The following is a 15,291-nucleotide window of genomic DNA, read 5'->3' on the forward strand; positions in this document are numbered from 1 at the left end:
TTATGGCTGAAAATCGACAACTACGGCTCGGCACTATTCTGCATGGCGCATCGGGAAATATGTCCGCATGGCGCCATCCGGCGGCTCAGGCTGATGCCAGTATTAATTTTGATTTTGTCAAAGAGACGGCGCTTATTGCGGAAAAAGGGAAGCTGGATTTTATTTTTGTCGCCGATGGTCTGTATATTAATGAAAAATCAATCCCGCATTTTTTAAATCGTTTTGAGCCGCTGACAGTATTATCCGCTTTGGCCAGCATCACTCAGAATCTGGGGCTGGTTGGCACTGTGTCCACATCATACAGCGAGCCGTTTACGACCGCTCGGCAGTTCGCTAGCCTGGACCATCTCAGCCAGGGGCGCGCCGGGTGGAACGTGGTTACGTCACCTCTGGAAGGATCGGCAAAAAACTATTCTCGCGCTCAGCATCCAGAGCATGCCCAGCGTTATCGTATTGCTGATGAATATTTACAGGTAGTGAAAGGGCTGTGGGATTCCTGGGAAGACGATGCTTTTACCCGTAATAAAACAAGCGGGGAATTTTTTAATCCGCAAAAACTGCATACGCTTAACCATCATGGAGATTATTTCCAGGTTGCCGGGCCGTTAAATATTGGGCGTACGCCACAAGGCCGTCCGATTATATTTCAGGCGGGAGCTTCAGCAGATGGCAAAAAATTAGCGGCGCAGCATGCTGATGCCATTTTTACCCATCAGGAGTCGCTGGCAGAGGCTAAAGCGTTCTATCAGGATGTAAAAAGCCAGCTGGAAATCGCCGGACGACATCCCGATCAACTGCATATATTCCAGGGCGTCAGCGTTATTGTTGGCGACAGCGCAGAGGACGTGGAGCAGCAGTATCAGACTACCGCTGCGCTGGTCTCCGTTACTGACGCGCTGAACTATCTTGGCCGCTACTTTGAACATCATGATTTTGCCCAATATCCGCTGGACGCACCGTTCCCGGATCTGGGTTCCCTCGGACAAAACAGCTTTCGCAGTACGACTGATGAGATCAAGCGCAACGCGCGCGAGCGAGGCTTAACACTTCGTCAGGTTGCTCTGGAAGCGGCAAGTCCTCGTCCGCGTTTCAGCGGCACGCCACAACAGGTTGCCGACGGCCTGCAGCAGTGGTTCGACGAAAAAGCCGCAGACGGTTTTATCATCCAGGGAGGTACGCCGGATACCTTCCCGCGTTTTGTCGAACAGGTTGTCCCTGTGCTTCAGACGCGAGGCCTGTTCCGCCATGAATATCCCGGTACGACCCTGCGCGCAAGCCTGGGATTAGCGACACCTGCAAATCAATTCACACAATAAGAGAAAAACGCTATGCAGAAAAAATCAGTATTTCTCGCGCTGTCACTGGCTTTCAGCGCGACCGTTTGGGCAAATGAGGTGACGATTAACGGCACCGGCGTAAGCCTGGAAGCCAATAAAGCGCCGATCAATACGGCAAAGAATCCGCAGGCGATTGCGCAGTTGCCCGCAAACCTGCACCTGGCCGTACCGGGTAAATTCACCGTGGCGATTGCCGGGCTCAGCCAGCCGCCGCTGACCGTCTTTGCCGATGACAATAAGACGTTGATCGGCAGCGAGGCGGACATCGCGCGTCTGGTGGCGGACAGCCTGGGACTGGAACTCAACGTTGTACCTACGTCATGGGAAGACTGGCCGCTGGGCGTCACTTCCGGCAAATACGATGCCGCGATCAGCAATATTACCGTCACCAAAGCACGCAAAGAAAAATTCGATTTCGCGACGTATCGGAAGGACTCTCTTGGCTTTTATGTCAAAACCGGCAGCAAGCTGAAGAAAATCGAGCAGGCGGAAGATATCGCCGGACTGCGCATTATCGTCGGTTCGGGGACTAACCAGGAAGCCATCCTGCTGGCCTGGAATGATGAGAACGTGAAGAAAGGGTTACAGCCGTTTACGCCGGTGTATACCAAAGATGATGCCGCGCAAACCCTGGCCCTACAGTCAGGCCGCGCCGATGCCTACTTCGGGCCTAATGTAATCGGCGCGTGGAAAGCAGCACTCAACGGTAAAACGCAATTAGTGGGTAGCGTTGATGGCGGTTGGCCAAAAGCGGCACACATTGCTGTGACGCTGAAAAAAGACAGCGGTCTGGTTCTGCCGGTACAAACCGCCCTCAACGGTGTGATTGGCAACGGCGACTATGACAAGGTGCTGAATCGCTGGGGGGAAGGGGTGGAACGCATTCCACAATCTGAAATCAACCCGGCCGGTTTAGGCGACTAAGGAGGTCATCGTGAGCGATCAATTTCGTGTGGTCTCACCTGAAGCCAGCGAGCTACAGCCCATTTTGAACGGTTTGTTCGGTGAGTATGCTGCCCGCTATGGCGATTATTTTTCTCGCGACGCTGAAGTGGAACTGACCGAATGGTATCTGGCGCCGCAGGGACTTTTTGTGGTGCTGGAGCGCCATGGCGAGATTATCGCCACCGGAGCTTACAAACCTTACGATAAAGACACCGCTGAGATTAAGCGTATCTGGACAAAAAGCAGTCTGCGTCAGCAGGGGTTGGCGGCGCGCGTGGTGCAGGAACTGGAACGTAGAGCACTGCTCACGGGCTATAGCCGGATTTATCTGACCACGGGATTTCGCCAGCCGGAGGCCGTCAGACTCTATTTAAGCCAGGGCTACGATCCGCAATTTGATACGACGCGCAATCCCGAAGAGTACAGCCTGCCACCGTTTGATGGACGGCTGCGCTTTACCAAACTGCTGACTATTGCCGGTCAGGCCAGAATCGCCTGAGGAGAGAAAATGAAAACGACAGATAGCATTAGAGTCGTACCGGCACGTTATCCCATGCGTACCGTAGGCGCGGTCATTGCCTTATTTGCCCTTGCGGTAATTCTCCAGTCCGTGGCGTTTAATCCGCGCTGGGAATGGAGCGTGTTTGCCCGCTGGTTCTTTGATCCGGTTATCTTGTCCGGCCTCGGGCAAACGCTGTTACTGACGCTGATCGGGACGCTGTTGAGTATTGTCATCGGCGGTCTGCTGGCGTTGGCACGGCTTTCATCTTCCTGGCTGTTGAACGGTCTGGCATGGGGATACATCTGGCTGTTTCGTTCGTTACCGCTGATTGTGGTGCTGATCGTTTTATACAACTTTTCCTATCTGTACGACACATTGACGATTGGTATTCCGTTCACTCCCATTCAGTGGGGCAGTTTTGAGACCATCAATGTGCTCGGCCAGTTTTCTACTGCGGTGGTTGGCCTGACGTTGGTACAAAGCGCCTATACCGCTGAAATTATTCGCGGTGGATTTTTAGGGGTCGATCACGGTCAGTACGAGGCAGCGGCAGCGCTGGGCTTACCGGCATGGCGACGTACGCTGCGGATTATTCTGCCGCAGGCGCTGCGCACCATTTTGCCTGCTGGCTTCAATGAAATCATCAGCCTGGCGAAAGGGACGGCGATGGTATACGTGCTGGCAATGCCGGAGCTGTTCTACACCATCCAGATGATCTACAACCGCACGCAGGAAGTGATCCCGCTGTTGATGGTGGGTGCGGTGTGGTATCTGGTGATCACCAGCGTCCTGTCGTTAATTCAGCACCTGGTCGAACGTGTGCTGGCACGCAGCGAACGACGTTCAGCCATCAATACCGCCCGGGTAAGTCGTGCAGAAAAACGCAGTCGTCAACGCCCACAGCAGGAGGCCGTCCATGTCCCACTCGCCTGAAGGCCATATTTCTATTACCGGCGTCAGCAAACACTTTGGTCGCCACAAAGCGCTGGATAATGTGTCGCTGGAGATCCCTCCCGGTACGGTAACGGTTATTCTTGGCCCGTCCGGTTCAGGGAAATCCACACTCTTACGAACCATCAACCATCTGGAACGCGTCGATGAGGGGTTTATTCAAATCGATGGCGATTACATTGGCTATCGTCGGCAGGGAGACAAACTGTATGAGCTGAAAGAGGCGGAAATTTTGCGCCAGCGCGTTAACGTCGGCTATGTGTTCCAGAACTTTAATCTGTTCCCGCACTTAACGGTTCTGGAGAATCTGATTGAAGCGCCCATTGCGCACGGACTGGCAACGCGTAAAGCCGCCACCGAGCGGGCATTAACACTGCTTGATGCGGTAGGGTTACGGAATAAAGCCGATGCCTGGTCGCGTCACTTATCCGGCGGTCAGCAGCAGCGTATCGCTATTGCCCGTGCGCTGGCGCTAAATCCGCGCGTCATGCTGTTTGATGAGCCTACATCTGCACTGGATCCTGAACTGGTCGGTGAAGTACTGGATGTCATTAAAGCGCTGGCGAAGTCGGGAACCGCGCTGGTTGTGGTAACGCATGAGATTGGCTTCGCCCGAGAAGTCGCAGATCAGGTGGTGTTTATGGTCGATGGCAAAATCGTCGAGCAGGGCAGCAGCGAGCAGGTGCTGAATCATCCATGCCACACGCGCACTCAGCAGTTTTTGTCGAAAGTGCTTTGAGATACATTGCGGCACAATGCTGTGCCGCACAGAGGTTATACAGTGACGACGATTTTGCCTACCTGGCCGTTGGCTTCCATGTATTGATGTGCTTCGACGATATCATCAAAGGCAAAGGTTTTATCAATCAGCGGCTTGAGCTGGCCAGACTGCAATCCTTCAAAGATAAACCGTTTCGCCCGCGCAAGTTTTTCTGCATCCGTGGTGATTTCGAAAATCTCATAGCCGCGGAAGGTCAGATGACGGCCGAGTATCTCAATGACCGGGATAGAAAGGTCACGTGAATCAAGCGAACCATACTGGAAAAAGAGCCCACCGGCTGGCATCACTTGGGCAATTTTTGCCACCGCTGGGCCACCGACCGGATCGAACACCACGCGGGTTCCTTTACCCTCAGTAATCCGCTGAATCTCGGCCACCAGATCCTGCTCCTGGCTTGCAATAACCTCTGCCGCGCCCAGTTGCAGCAGCTGATCACGTTTCTCACTGGTCCGTGTCATCGCAATCGGTTTTGCTCCCCGCATGTTAGCAATCTGAATTGCCGCCAGTCCGACGCTGCTGGAAGCAGCATTGATCAGCACGTTATCACCGGGCTTAATATCCGCATATTCAACCAGCGCACCGAAAGCGGTCACATACATCATCCAACTGGCAGCAGCCTCAGTAAAGCTCAGGTTTTGTGGATGCTTTACGACCGCGTGAGCGGGGGCATTAACGACTTCACCATACATTCCATATTGATGAAAGCTGAATGCCGGGATGACGCTAACGTAATCGCCAGGTGCAAACTCACGTACGTTGTCTCCCACTGATTCAATGACTCCAGCGGCTTCATAACCCAGTCGCGCCGGGAAATTAGGTTGGTAAATATACTGTCCGGTGCGGTACATAACTTCAGCACGGTTGATACCAATAGCCCGCACGCGGATCTGAACCTCATTTGCATCAGGCGCGGGAACCTGCATCTCCTGAATCTTCAGGGTTTCAGCGCCACCAATTTGATTAAAAACTACGACCTTAGACATAGCAGACCTCAGTAAATTGTTCTGTATTGGGTCTGCACAATTTAACGACTCAGATGAGAGTGAAAAACCGCTGTTGCGGAACTTCACTATTACTTATTTTGTAATAATCCCTGAAGCCGCGGTTTTTGTTGGCTAAAAAGTTCGCATAACCAGTCAATGAATACCCGAACCCGAGGGGCGAGATGACGTCTGTCCGGGTAAAGCACCGAAACTGGTTTTGATTCTCCGGTATAATCGGCCAGCACCTCAACAAGCTGGCCTGACTGAAGATAGGGCGCAAGGACAGCATGAACGCCACGAATAATGCCGAGTCCAGATAAGCAGCCGGTTAACAGAATATCGGAGTTATCAACGCTTATCCGCCCTGCGGGGGTGAACGATTCGGTTTTACCTCTATTGATGAAGGTCCATTCCAGCGCTTCGCGATGACGCTCGCTAAAAAAGTTAAGCGCCTGGTGTCGGGATAAATCCTCTGGCACCTGCGGCACCCCCTGCCTTTGCAGATAATCAGGTGAAGCACAGGTCACCATTTTGACCTCACCAAGCCGCCTGGAGATCAAGGTCGAATCTTGTAGCTCGCCAATACGGATCATGCAGTCGATGCCTTCGGCAAGCATATCGATTCTACGGTCGGTGGAGGTGAGTACCATCTCGATGTCAGGATATCGCGACTGGAAATCTTTCAGCGCAGGAACTAACACGGAGTGCGCAAGCGACAGAGGAGCATTAACCCTGAGTTTTCCGCGTGGCGGGCGAGTAGGTGAAAAAGAAGCCATGATGTCATCAACATCGCTGAGCAGTATTTTTGTGCGTTGGTAAAAGGCATCACCTTCTTCTGTCAGACTCACTTTACGAGTCGTGCGGTTAAGCAACTTTGCCCCCAGATCGTCTTCAAGATGTTGGATAGCTTTGGTGACCGCAGGGCGGTGCAGGTGTAACACATCTGCGGCTCTGGCAAATCCACCTTGCTCAACAACCTGTACAAAAATGTTCATGTATTCAAACATACTGGAACGCATTGCTTATTCTCCCCCGGTATTCGACCATTGTTATTATGAAAGTAATAATCATGCCTGCATAGGTTGTCGAATGCTGCTCTACACTTAGGGTTTTAACTTTGGGGATTGCAGCATGATTAAGGTCTATGGGGTACCGGGCTGGGGATCGGCCATCAGTGAAGTGATGCTCACACTGGCGGAGATCCCTTACAGCTTTATTGATGTGGACGGTTTTGACAGCGATGGTCCTTCGCGGGAGTTGCTTAAAACAATGAATCCACTATGCCAGGTGCCTACGCTGGTACTGGAAAATGGCAGCGTGTTGACGGAAACGGCAGCGATCGCGCTGATGATCCTCGATCGTCGCCCCGAACTTTCACCACCCGTTGGACACGCCGAACGCCAGCAGTTTCAGCGTCTGCTGATATGGTTGGTCGCAAATGTCTATCCCACGTTTACCTATGCCGATTATCCTGATCGATGGGTACCGGACGCCCCGGCTCAGTTGAAAAAGAACTGTATCGAGTACCGTAAATCCCTCTATATGTGGCTGAACAACCAGCTAAGCGCCGAGCCGTACGCATTTGGGGATCAGCTAACACTGCTGGACATTTACATTGCCGTTATGCGCACCTGGGGACCAGGGCATGACTGGTTTCAGGACAACACGCCGAATATTAGCGCCATCGCCGATGCGGTTTGTCAGCATCCGAGACTGCGTACTGTACTGAAAAGCAATAAGATTATTTGAATAAAAAAACGCTGTTCCGCAGGAGTGCAAATCCCGGAACAGCGGGCGAACTATCGCCATAAGTTTAAATTACGCGACAGAAGGGGTCAGCGTAATACGATCCAATGGACCCACGATAAACAGATAAGAAATCAGGCCAATCAGCCCCATCGAACCGACGTACAGAATGGCGTAATCAAAAGACTGGGTATTCGCCAGAATGACGCCAATTACCAGTGGCGTGATGATACTGGCCATATTGCCGCACATATTGAATACGCCGCCTGCAATACCGAGCACTTCTTTTGGCGAGGTATCGCTAAGTACGCACCATCCCAGATTGCCAAAGCCTTTGGCGAAAAACGCCAGACTCATCGCCGCGATCACCACAAATTCTGACGAAGTGTAGTTGGCGATAACGATGACGCAGGAAAGTAACATCCCGCAGATAACCGGGAGCTTACGGGCAATCGTCAGGCTGTAGCCGCGTTTTAAAAGCCAGTCGGAGAAAACGCCGCCTAATAATCCACCGATAAAACCGGCAATGGCCGGGATACTGGCGACAAATCCCACTTTGAGGATCGACATGCCTTTCGCCTGATACAGATAGGTAGGGAACCAGGTCAGGAAGAACCAGGTAATTGACGTTACGCAGAACTGTCCGATGTAAACGCCAATCATCATGCGGTTGACGCAGACGCTTTTAATTTGCGCAAAGGTAATCTTCTGTGGCTCTTTTTTATTACCCAGCGACGGTTCACCACCGCCTTCCCGGATATAGTCAATTTCCTGCTGGTTCACCTTTGGATGATGCATGGGATCTCTGACTTTGACCAACCAGAAGATGCCAAGAAGAACGCCTATTGCCCCAATGTAATAAAACACAAAGTGCCAACTGAGATTATGCAAAATAATCGTCATTAACGGCGTAATAATCCCTAACGAGATATATTGCGCGGCCTGATAGACTGAGGTAACAAAGCCCCGTTCGTTATTAGGAAACCACTGCACGCTTAATCGGCTATTGGCCGGAAAGGCCGGAGCTTCAATCGCCCCCATCAGTAATCGTAAGATAATCAATACGACAAGCGGGCTGGCGTACAGATAAATGGTGCCCTGAAACATAGTCACCAGCGACCAGCCAATCAGTGCGCAGCCGTATACCAGACGCGAGCCATAGCGATCCAGCAGCCAGCCGCCGGGTAGTTGCATAATGACATAAGAAATACCGAAGGCAGAAAAGGCCAGCCCCATAGCTTCAGGATCAAAACCTAATTCTTTGCTCATAATCGGCGCCACGACGGATAACGTCGCGCGATCGGCATAATTAAATACGGTCGCAAGAAACAGAAATATCAGAATGCCGTAACGCACTTTTGTGCGCTTTATTATTGTGTTCATCACCCACTCCTTTCATAAGGTTGAGAGCGTTTTTGTAGGGGAGGAGGGCGGGTATTGCTTACCCGCCAAATACATTAAGGTCGTTTGCCAAACTCGCAGGTTAATTGCGTCCAGCGGCGCGCCTGCTCGCTGATGCTGAAGCCCAGACCGTGACGATCGGAAACCCACATCCGGCCATCACGCAGCTCAAGTTGTTCATTAAATAACGGGTTCAGCCATTCGAAATGCTCCAGCCATGGTTCAAGTGGATAAGCGGCGGACAGATGCAGGTGAACTTCCATAGCGAAGTGCGGAGCCAGTTTGCGACCATGTTTAGCCGCCAGGTCCATAATTTTCAGGAACGGTGAAATCCCTCCCACACGCGGTGCATCGGGCTGCACAAAATCGCTGGCATTGCCGAGGATCAGCTGTTCATGTTCGCGGAAGCTGGTCAGCATTTCACCGGTGGCAATCGGGGTATCAAGCGCGGCGGCCAGTTGGGCGTGGCCTTCAACATCGTAGGCGTCCAGCGGCTCTTCAATCCAGATTAGATTGAACTGCTCCATTTTGCGTCCCATACGGATGGCGGTTTCCCGATCCCACTGCTGATTGGCATCGACCATTAGCGGGAAGTCATCCCCCAGCGCTTCACGAACCGCGGTCAAGCGGCGAATATCCTCAGCGCAGTTTGGCTGACCAACCTTGAGTTTGATACCACCAATGCCATTTTCACGGGAAATAACCACGTTTTTTAGCACCTGATCCAGCGGCGTATGCAGGAATCCGCCGGAGGTGTTGTAGCACTGCACAGAGTCCCGATGCGCGCCAAGCAGTTTTGCCAGCGGCAATCCTGCACGCTTGGCTTTCATATCCCATAATGCGATATCAATAGGGGAGATGGCTTGTACCGCCATGCCGCTGCGCCCCACGGAAGCGCCAGCCCAGAGCAACTTGGTGTAGATCTTGTCGATATCGTTTGGATCTTCGCCTAACAGGTTATCGGCAATTTCTTTGGCATGCGCATAGATTCCCTGGCCGCCAGCCCGCTTGGAGTAACTAAATCCCACGCCTTCAAACCCGTCACGACTGCGGATCTCGGCGATGATTATGGCGACTTCGGTTAGCGGTTTCTGGCGACCGGTCAGCACTTTGGCATCGCTCACGGGTGTTGCCAGCGGAAGGAAAGCCAGAGACAGTTTTACCCATTCAATACGGTCACCGGTTTCTGCTGCGGTTTTGGCGTTGGCCGATTTGGCATAGGTCACGGCATCGGAATTGGCACTTAAAGACATATTGTTCTCTCCTGGTGATAACAAATGATTGCGCTATCATTTTTAATGTTAGCGCAATCACTGTGCCAGCGAATTGACTGCGATTTGAACAATTGCTCACAAATACAGAGAGAAAAGGGTGGTAAATTATAAACGACGTCACATTCCAGTACTTTATGGAGAAATGCACAAACTGTTGTGATTGCGCTATCATTTTAATTAACGATAATTAACTAAGCTGCTGTTTTCTCAGCGTTATCGCCGAGAGTCGCTGGCAATAGCCCAAATCATGATGAATAATGCCAGCATAAATCAGCGATTTTTGACAAGGGCATCGACAGTGAAAAATCCCAAACCTCCGCGCGCCCCCACGCTGGAAGATGTTGCCCGTACCGCGGGATTGTCACCCATGACGGTGAGCAGGGCGTTGAATACCCCGCAGATGGTGCGCCCGAAAACGGTTGAAAAAGTGATGCAGGCGGTGCGCGCCACCGGCTATATTCCCAACGCACTGGCTGGGGGACTGGCGTCACGTCGCAGCAAGCTTATCGCCGTGGTTATTCCGCAAATTAACAACAATATGTTTGTCGATACCATCCAGTCATTAAGTGATGAACTGGCAGAACGCGGATACCACATTTTGCTCTGCGTGTCGGGTTATACGCCGCAAACAGAGGCGGAGCTGGTGGCGACGCTGCTTTCTCGTCGCCCGGATGGCGTAGTACTTACCGGTATTCATCATACCGCCGAGCTGAAAAAGGTGATTCTTAATGCGGCCATCCCGGTCGTGGAAATCTGGGATTTAACCCCAACACCCATCGATATGCTGGTCGGCTTTTCGCATGAAAAGGTCGGGCAGGCGGTGGCAGACTATCTGTTGGAAAAAGGTTATCGACGTCCGGGGTTGTTATGGACAGCCGATCGTCGGGCAGGCCAGCGTAAACAAGGACTGTGCGATGCGCTGAGTCGTCATGGTATTGCGGCTGACGCACAGGTGGATGTCCCGCTTCCGGCCTCTCTGGCATTGGGGCGCAGCGGATTAACTCAGCTATTGGCTGATCGCGAGTTTGATGTCATTGTCTGTAGCTCAGATACGTTAGCTCAGGGGGCGATCATGGAAGCCGAGAGCCGCGGTATACGCGTGCCGCAAGAGTTAGCGGTAATCGGTTTTGGCGATCTGGATTTTGCTGCCAGCAACCGGCCCGCCATCACCACCGTCAGCGTCGACAGACGGGCCATCGGGCAACGCGCCGCCTCACTGCTTGCCGATCGTATCGAACAAATTCCGCGTGAAGACGATATTATTGATGTCGGTTTTCATCTGGTAGAACGAGAGTCCGCATAAGTTACCTGCAATCCAAAACTATAAGGAATCTGCTATGCCGCACGTTGATATTAAATGTTTTCCTCGCGCTCTTACCGACGAACAAAAAACCGCCCTGGCGGCGGATATTTCCGAGGTTATTATTCGCCATTTGCAAAGCAAAGACAGTTCAGTCAGCGTGGCGCTCAATGAAGTTGAGCCAGAGGCGTGGCAGGGCGTGTGGGATGCGGAAATTGCGCCGCAGATGGCGAGATTAATTAAAAAACCTGGCTACAGCATGTAAGAAAAAACGGGCGGATTTCCGCCCGTTTTCGTTGTGCTTATGGTGTAACGATGTTGAACCAGAATTCGAATTTATCCATATAGCCGAGCATGGCATCAAGCTTGGCGCCGTCACCGGTAATCTTCACATCACCACTGTCTTGTGCCTGTTTCAGCGTCACTTCTTTGAGGATGATTTTGTTCAGCGTATCGCGATTAAGCGTGACAGTTGCGTCGGCGTCTTTCGCTTCGGCATTGGCGGTATGGTTCAGGACGCCATTCTCCAGTTCAAGCTTATATTTACCGCCATCACTGCCAAGATCGATGTTAAATACAGACTTCGCATCACCCGCTTTTTGTCCGTTAATATGCACTGCCAGATAATCGAAGAACATTTCCGGCGTCATAGCACGAACGGTATCCGGGCTGGCGGTATTCGGGGTTGGGCCTTTGACTACGCCGTTTCGCAGCTCTTGCGCGCCGGTCAGATAGAAGTTACGCCACGGGCCGGATTCAGCCTGATAACCCAGTTGCTCCAGCGCATCCGCTTCCAGATTACGCGCGGCCTGGTTATTTGGATCGGCAAATACCACTTTGCTCACCACCTGAGCCACCCAGCGATAGTTACCCTGGTCATAGTCGGTTTTGGCTTTCTGCAAAATGGCGTCAGCGCCGCCCATGTAGTCGACAAATTTCTTCGCAGACTCTTCCGGCGGCAGCTCATCCAGCGTTGCCGGGTTGCCGTCAAACCAGCCGAGGTAGAGCACATAGGTCGCTTTTACGTCATGGCTCACGGAACCATAGTAACCGCGGTTAGCCCAGGTATGGGCCAGTGAGTCCGGCAGCTTAAAGTTGGCGGCGATTTCATCGCGGGTCAGACCTTCGTTAGCCATGCGTAACGTCTGGTCGTTGATGTAACGATACAGATCGCGCTGGCTTTTCAGCAGGCTGACCACCTTGTCATTACCCCAGGTTGGCCAGTGGTGCTGCGCCATCAGCACTTCGGCTTTATCACCCCAGCGCACAATCGCTTCGTTGATGTATTTGGACCACGGCAGCGGCTCACGAATTTTGGCCCCGCGCAGGGAGTAGGTATTGTGCAGGGTGTGGGTGACATCTTCAGCGGATTCAATCAGTTTCTTCTCTTCGATGTACCACAGCATTTCCGACGGTGCTTCTGAACCCGGGGCCAGCATGAAGTCATAGGTCAGGCCGTCGATGACCTCTTTTTGTCCATCTTTCTCAATGATATTTGTTGGCGCAATCAGGGTAACGGTTCCCGCGGAGGTCGTGGTTCCCAGTCCCGCGCCGACCTGGCCTTTGGCATCAGGTTTTAACAGGTTGCCGTACATGTAGCTCGCGCGTCGGCTCATGACGTTACCGGCCATGATATTCTCAGCGACCGCGGCTTCCATAAAGCCGGCTGGCGCATAAACTTTCACTTTGCCCGCTTTAACGTCGGCTTCATCGACAACGCCGCGTACGCCGCCGTAATGGTCAACGTGGCTGTGGGTATAAATCACCGCAACAACTGGTTTTTGACCGCGGTTTTTAAAGTAAAGATCCATCCCGACTTTGGCCGTTTCTGCCGAGACCAGCGGGTCAACAACGGTGATGCCTTCTTTACCTTCAATAATGGTCATGTTTGACAGATCGAGGTTACGAATCTGGTAAACGCCATCCGTTACTTCAAACAGCCCGCTGATGTTGATCAACTGAGATTGACGCCACAGGCTCGGGTTTACCGTATCCGGGGCTTTATCGCCTTCTTTGATGAACGCGTACTGCTGCGGATTCCAGATAACATTTCCCTGCTCGCCCTTGATCACGTCCTGCGGGAGTGGGGCGATAAAGCCTTTGTGGGCGTCGGTAAAGTCGGTGTTATCGGAGAAGGGCAGTTGATTGTAAAGCGCGTTGTTGGCTTGTTGCGTGGCGGCTGTAGCGTCTTTGGGGGCTTCAGCGGCCATAAGGGGAACAGAAAACGATGTGAGTAACCCAGCAAGTATAAAACTTTGTGCGATTCTATTAAGTTGCATCGTAAAACCTCTCTGACACTTCAAAAGTACAGTTGGGGATGCTGCTTTGACGGATAGCGTTTTGATTAGGTATTTGAGTTAGTGCAAGATTAACTATAATTCACATGAATGATTAGGCAAGGAAGGCAGAGTAATTTATCTAACTGGTTTTTCAGAGGTTTTAAGAAAACAGTTGCGGATGACAGAGCAGAACTGCCATCCGTTAGCATACTATCATTCACCTGCGATAATACGTTTCCCGCTGGAGATAAACGTTCCGGCCCCAAGGTGATGCAGAGTATTGAGCTTGCCATCATCAAACTGCCAGCGTCCTTCCACGAAGGCTCGCTCATCAGCGGCAGCGGAGACCACTTCCCCAAACAGAGTGTCATATTTTTCCTGTGCCGCCGTGGCTGGCAACAGGCGACACTCCATCCAGGCCAGACATTTCGCTTCTATCAGCGGTAAACCTAGCACGGGTCCTTGCACCACGGGAATGCCGTAACAGTTGAATTTATCTTCCACGCGACCGGAAACGCTGCCTACGGCCCAGGTCCAGTTGACGGCGGCGATACCCGGAATAACGATGCCGAATTTACCGCTACGTTCAATGAGATCCCGCGACCAGGCGGTCTTATCAACAACAATTGCTACCCGCGGCGGCTCAAATTCCACGGGCATTGACCATGCCGCAGCCATCACATTTCGCCGCTCGGTATGCTCATCCCGGCTGGTTATCAATATCGTTGGGCCATGATTGAGTAGCCGGCTGGCATGTTTTAATTCGATCGGACGAAAATGGCTCATGGATGCTCCTTGGCTGAGAGATAACACACCACAATAAACATAGATATTAACGGTATTAGCGATTTTGTCGCCTCACAGGAATTAACAACGCACAAAATCGACAGCGTAAAACGAAAAATACGTTATAAGTACTGCATTAATCGAACAGGAACTCCGTATGACGCCTTTTTTAACCGCTTACTTTGCCCGTATTGGCTGGTCAGATTCGGCCAACGTCAACATTGAAACCTTGCAAGCGCTGCATTTACTGCATAACGCCGCGATCCCATTTGAAAACCTGGACGTATTGTTGCCAAGAGAGATGCAGCTAGACGATTTGTCGCTGGAAGAGAAGCTGGTAACGGCGCGTCGTGGCGGTTATTGCTTTGAACAGAACGGCGTGTTTGAACGCGCGCTACGCGAAATCGGTTTTAACGTACGTAGCCTTCTCGGTCGCGTGGTACTGGCAAATCCGTCAAGCCTGCCGCCGCGCACGCATCGTCTGTTGCTGGTTGAATTGCAGGGAGAGCAGTGGATTGCCGACGTTGGTTTCGGCGGACAAACGCTGACGGCGCCGATTCGTCTGCAGGCTAACACTGAGCAGAAGACGCCACACGGCGAATATCGGCTGATTCAGGAAGGTGAAGATTGGATCCTCCAGTTCCGTCATCACGAACACTGGCAGTCAATGTATCGTTTCGATCTGGTCGTGCAGCATCAGAGCGATTATCTGATGGGCAACTTCTGGTCCGCACACTGGCCGCAATCACATTTTCGCCATCATCTGCTGATGTGCCGTCATCTGCCCGACGGCGGGAAATTAACGTTAACCAATTTTCACTTTACCCATTATCAGGATGGACATGCGGTAGAGCAGATTAATTTGCCTGACGTCGCCAGTTTGTATGCGTTGTTGCAAGAACGATTTGGACTGGGTGTGGATGACGTGAAGCATGGGTTTACCGAAGATGAGTTAGCGACGGTAATGGCGGCGTTTGATACGCATCCGGAGGCGGGGAAATAGGGG

At 52.1% G+C, this 15,291-nt stretch carries 13 protein-coding genes and 1 pseudogene; 8 read left to right on the forward strand and 6 right to left on the reverse strand.

The window, feature by feature from the left end:
* Positions 1 to 2: 2 nt before the first annotated feature.
* From IB222_RS11550 to IB222_RS11565, 4 genes and pseudogenes are all read left to right on the forward strand, one after another.
* Positions 3 to 2,261 (forward strand): annotated as a pseudogene (locus tag IB222_RS11550) (NtaA/DmoA family FMN-dependent monooxygenase).
* Between the two features lie 10 nt (positions 2,262 to 2,271).
* Positions 2,272 to 2,781: a GNAT family N-acetyltransferase gene (locus IB222_RS11555; RefSeq protein WP_149384235.1), complete on the forward strand. Its 510-nt coding sequence runs from the start codon at positions 2,272 to 2,274 to the stop codon at positions 2,779 to 2,781.
* Between the two features lie 9 nt (positions 2,782 to 2,790).
* A complete protein-coding gene (locus IB222_RS11560; protein WP_149384236.1) occupies positions 2,791 to 3,717 on the forward strand; it encodes an amino acid ABC transporter permease in 927 nt (308 codons plus the stop codon).
* Positions 3,701 to 4,474, forward strand: a complete 774-nt coding sequence (locus tag IB222_RS11565) for an amino acid ABC transporter ATP-binding protein (RefSeq protein WP_149384237.1) — start codon at positions 3,701 to 3,703, stop codon at positions 4,472 to 4,474. Before IB222_RS11560 ends, IB222_RS11565 begins: the two co-directional genes overlap by 17 nt.
* A gap of 35 nt (positions 4,475 to 4,509) precedes the next feature.
* On the opposite strand, the gene IB222_RS11570 is transcribed toward IB222_RS11565, so the two are convergent.
* Positions 4,510 to 5,499: a zinc-dependent alcohol dehydrogenase family protein gene (locus IB222_RS11570; RefSeq protein ID WP_149384238.1), complete on the reverse strand. Its 990-nt coding sequence runs from the start codon at positions 5,497 to 5,499 to the stop codon at positions 4,510 to 4,512.
* An 89-nt stretch (positions 5,500 to 5,588) separates the two neighbouring features.
* Positions 5,589 to 6,518 carry a LysR family transcriptional regulator gene (locus tag IB222_RS11575; RefSeq protein ID WP_126318048.1) on the reverse strand — a complete coding sequence of 310 codons (930 nt, stop codon included), beginning with the start codon at positions 6,516 to 6,518 and terminating at the stop codon, positions 5,589 to 5,591.
* 112 nt (positions 6,519 to 6,630) lie between these two features.
* Here IB222_RS11575 and IB222_RS11580 point away from each other — a divergent pair, with 112 nt between their 5' ends.
* Positions 6,631 to 7,248, forward strand: coding sequence for a glutathione S-transferase family protein (locus tag IB222_RS11580; protein ID WP_126318050.1), 618 nt, complete (start codon positions 6,631 to 6,633; stop codon positions 7,246 to 7,248).
* 69 nt (positions 7,249 to 7,317) lie between these two features.
* On the opposite strand, the gene IB222_RS11585 is transcribed toward IB222_RS11580, so the two are convergent.
* On the reverse strand, positions 7,318 to 8,628 hold the full coding sequence (locus IB222_RS11585; RefSeq protein ID WP_003833063.1) for an MFS transporter: 1,311 nt from the start codon (positions 8,626 to 8,628) through the stop codon (positions 7,318 to 7,320).
* Between the two features lie 74 nt (positions 8,629 to 8,702).
* Entirely contained in the window at positions 8,703 to 9,899 is a 1,197-nt protein-coding gene (locus IB222_RS11590) for an L-talarate/galactarate dehydratase (RefSeq protein ID WP_032943493.1), read from the reverse strand.
* 319 nt (positions 9,900 to 10,218) lie between these two features.
* Here IB222_RS11590 and IB222_RS11595 point away from each other — a divergent pair, with 319 nt between their 5' ends.
* The gene (locus IB222_RS11595) at positions 10,219 to 11,223 is read left to right on the forward strand and encodes a LacI family DNA-binding transcriptional regulator (protein WP_188055306.1); all 1,005 of its coding nucleotides are present in this window, start codon (positions 10,219 to 10,221) and stop codon (positions 11,221 to 11,223) included.
* Positions 11,224 to 11,257: 34 nt separating this feature from the next.
* A complete protein-coding gene (gene pptA / locus IB222_RS11600) occupies positions 11,258 to 11,485 on the forward strand; it encodes a tautomerase PptA (protein WP_148361961.1) in 228 nt (75 codons plus the stop codon).
* A gap of 37 nt (positions 11,486 to 11,522) precedes the next feature.
* Here the strand turns inward: pptA and IB222_RS11605 are convergent, their stop codons facing one another.
* Together IB222_RS11605 and IB222_RS11610 are read right to left on the reverse strand one after the other, a co-directional pair.
* Positions 11,523 to 13,499: an alkyl sulfatase dimerization domain-containing protein gene (locus IB222_RS11605; protein ID WP_149384240.1), complete on the reverse strand. Its 1,977-nt coding sequence runs from the start codon at positions 13,497 to 13,499 to the stop codon at positions 11,523 to 11,525.
* Positions 13,500 to 13,712: 213 nt separating this feature from the next.
* On the reverse strand, positions 13,713 to 14,285 hold the full coding sequence (locus tag IB222_RS11610; RefSeq protein WP_003833054.1) for a flavin reductase family protein: 573 nt from the start codon (positions 14,283 to 14,285) through the stop codon (positions 13,713 to 13,715).
* A gap of 157 nt (positions 14,286 to 14,442) precedes the next feature.
* Between IB222_RS11610 and nhoA the strand changes: the two genes are divergently transcribed.
* Complete coding sequence (gene nhoA / locus IB222_RS11615) at positions 14,443 to 15,288, forward strand: N-hydroxyarylamine O-acetyltransferase (protein WP_126318064.1); 846 nt, start codon at positions 14,443 to 14,445, stop codon at positions 15,286 to 15,288.
* Positions 15,289 to 15,291 lie beyond the last annotated feature (3 nt).

The organism is Citrobacter sp. C13 (assembly GCF_014596815.2).
Taxonomy (GTDB): Bacteria; Pseudomonadota; Gammaproteobacteria; order Enterobacterales; family Enterobacteriaceae; genus Citrobacter; species Citrobacter portucalensis.

What these genes read in the sequence shown, in the direction of transcription:
- IB222_RS11610 (WP_003833054.1), bottom strand. Translation starts at nt 14,285, where the DNA reads ATGAGCCATTTTCGTCCGATCGAATTAAAACATGCCAGCCGGCTACTC.
- IB222_RS11570 (WP_149384238.1), bottom strand. Translation starts at nt 5,499, where the DNA reads ATGTCTAAGGTCGTAGTTTTTAATCAAATTGGTGGCGCTGAAACCCTG.
- IB222_RS11590 (WP_032943493.1), bottom strand. Translation starts at nt 9,899, where the DNA reads ATGTCTTTAAGTGCCAATTCCGATGCCGTGACCTATGCCAAATCGGCC.
- IB222_RS11580 (WP_126318050.1), top strand. Translation starts at nt 6,631, where the DNA reads ATGATTAAGGTCTATGGGGTACCGGGCTGGGGATCGGCCATCAGTGAA.
- IB222_RS11565 (WP_149384237.1), top strand. Translation starts at nt 3,701, where the DNA reads ATGTCCCACTCGCCTGAAGGCCATATTTCTATTACCGGCGTCAGCAAA.
- IB222_RS11605 (WP_149384240.1), bottom strand. Translation starts at nt 13,499, where the DNA reads ATGCAACTTAATAGAATCGCACAAAGTTTTATACTTGCTGGGTTACTC.
- IB222_RS11575 (WP_126318048.1), bottom strand. Translation starts at nt 6,518, where the DNA reads ATGCGTTCCAGTATGTTTGAATACATGAACATTTTTGTACAGGTTGTT.
- IB222_RS11585 (WP_003833063.1), bottom strand. Translation starts at nt 8,628, where the DNA reads ATGAACACAATAATAAAGCGCACAAAAGTGCGTTACGGCATTCTGATA.
- IB222_RS11560 (WP_149384236.1), top strand. Translation starts at nt 2,791, where the DNA reads ATGAAAACGACAGATAGCATTAGAGTCGTACCGGCACGTTATCCCATG.
- nhoA (WP_126318064.1), top strand. Translation starts at nt 14,443, where the DNA reads ATGACGCCTTTTTTAACCGCTTACTTTGCCCGTATTGGCTGGTCAGAT.
- pptA (WP_148361961.1), top strand. Translation starts at nt 11,258, where the DNA reads ATGCCGCACGTTGATATTAAATGTTTTCCTCGCGCTCTTACCGACGAA.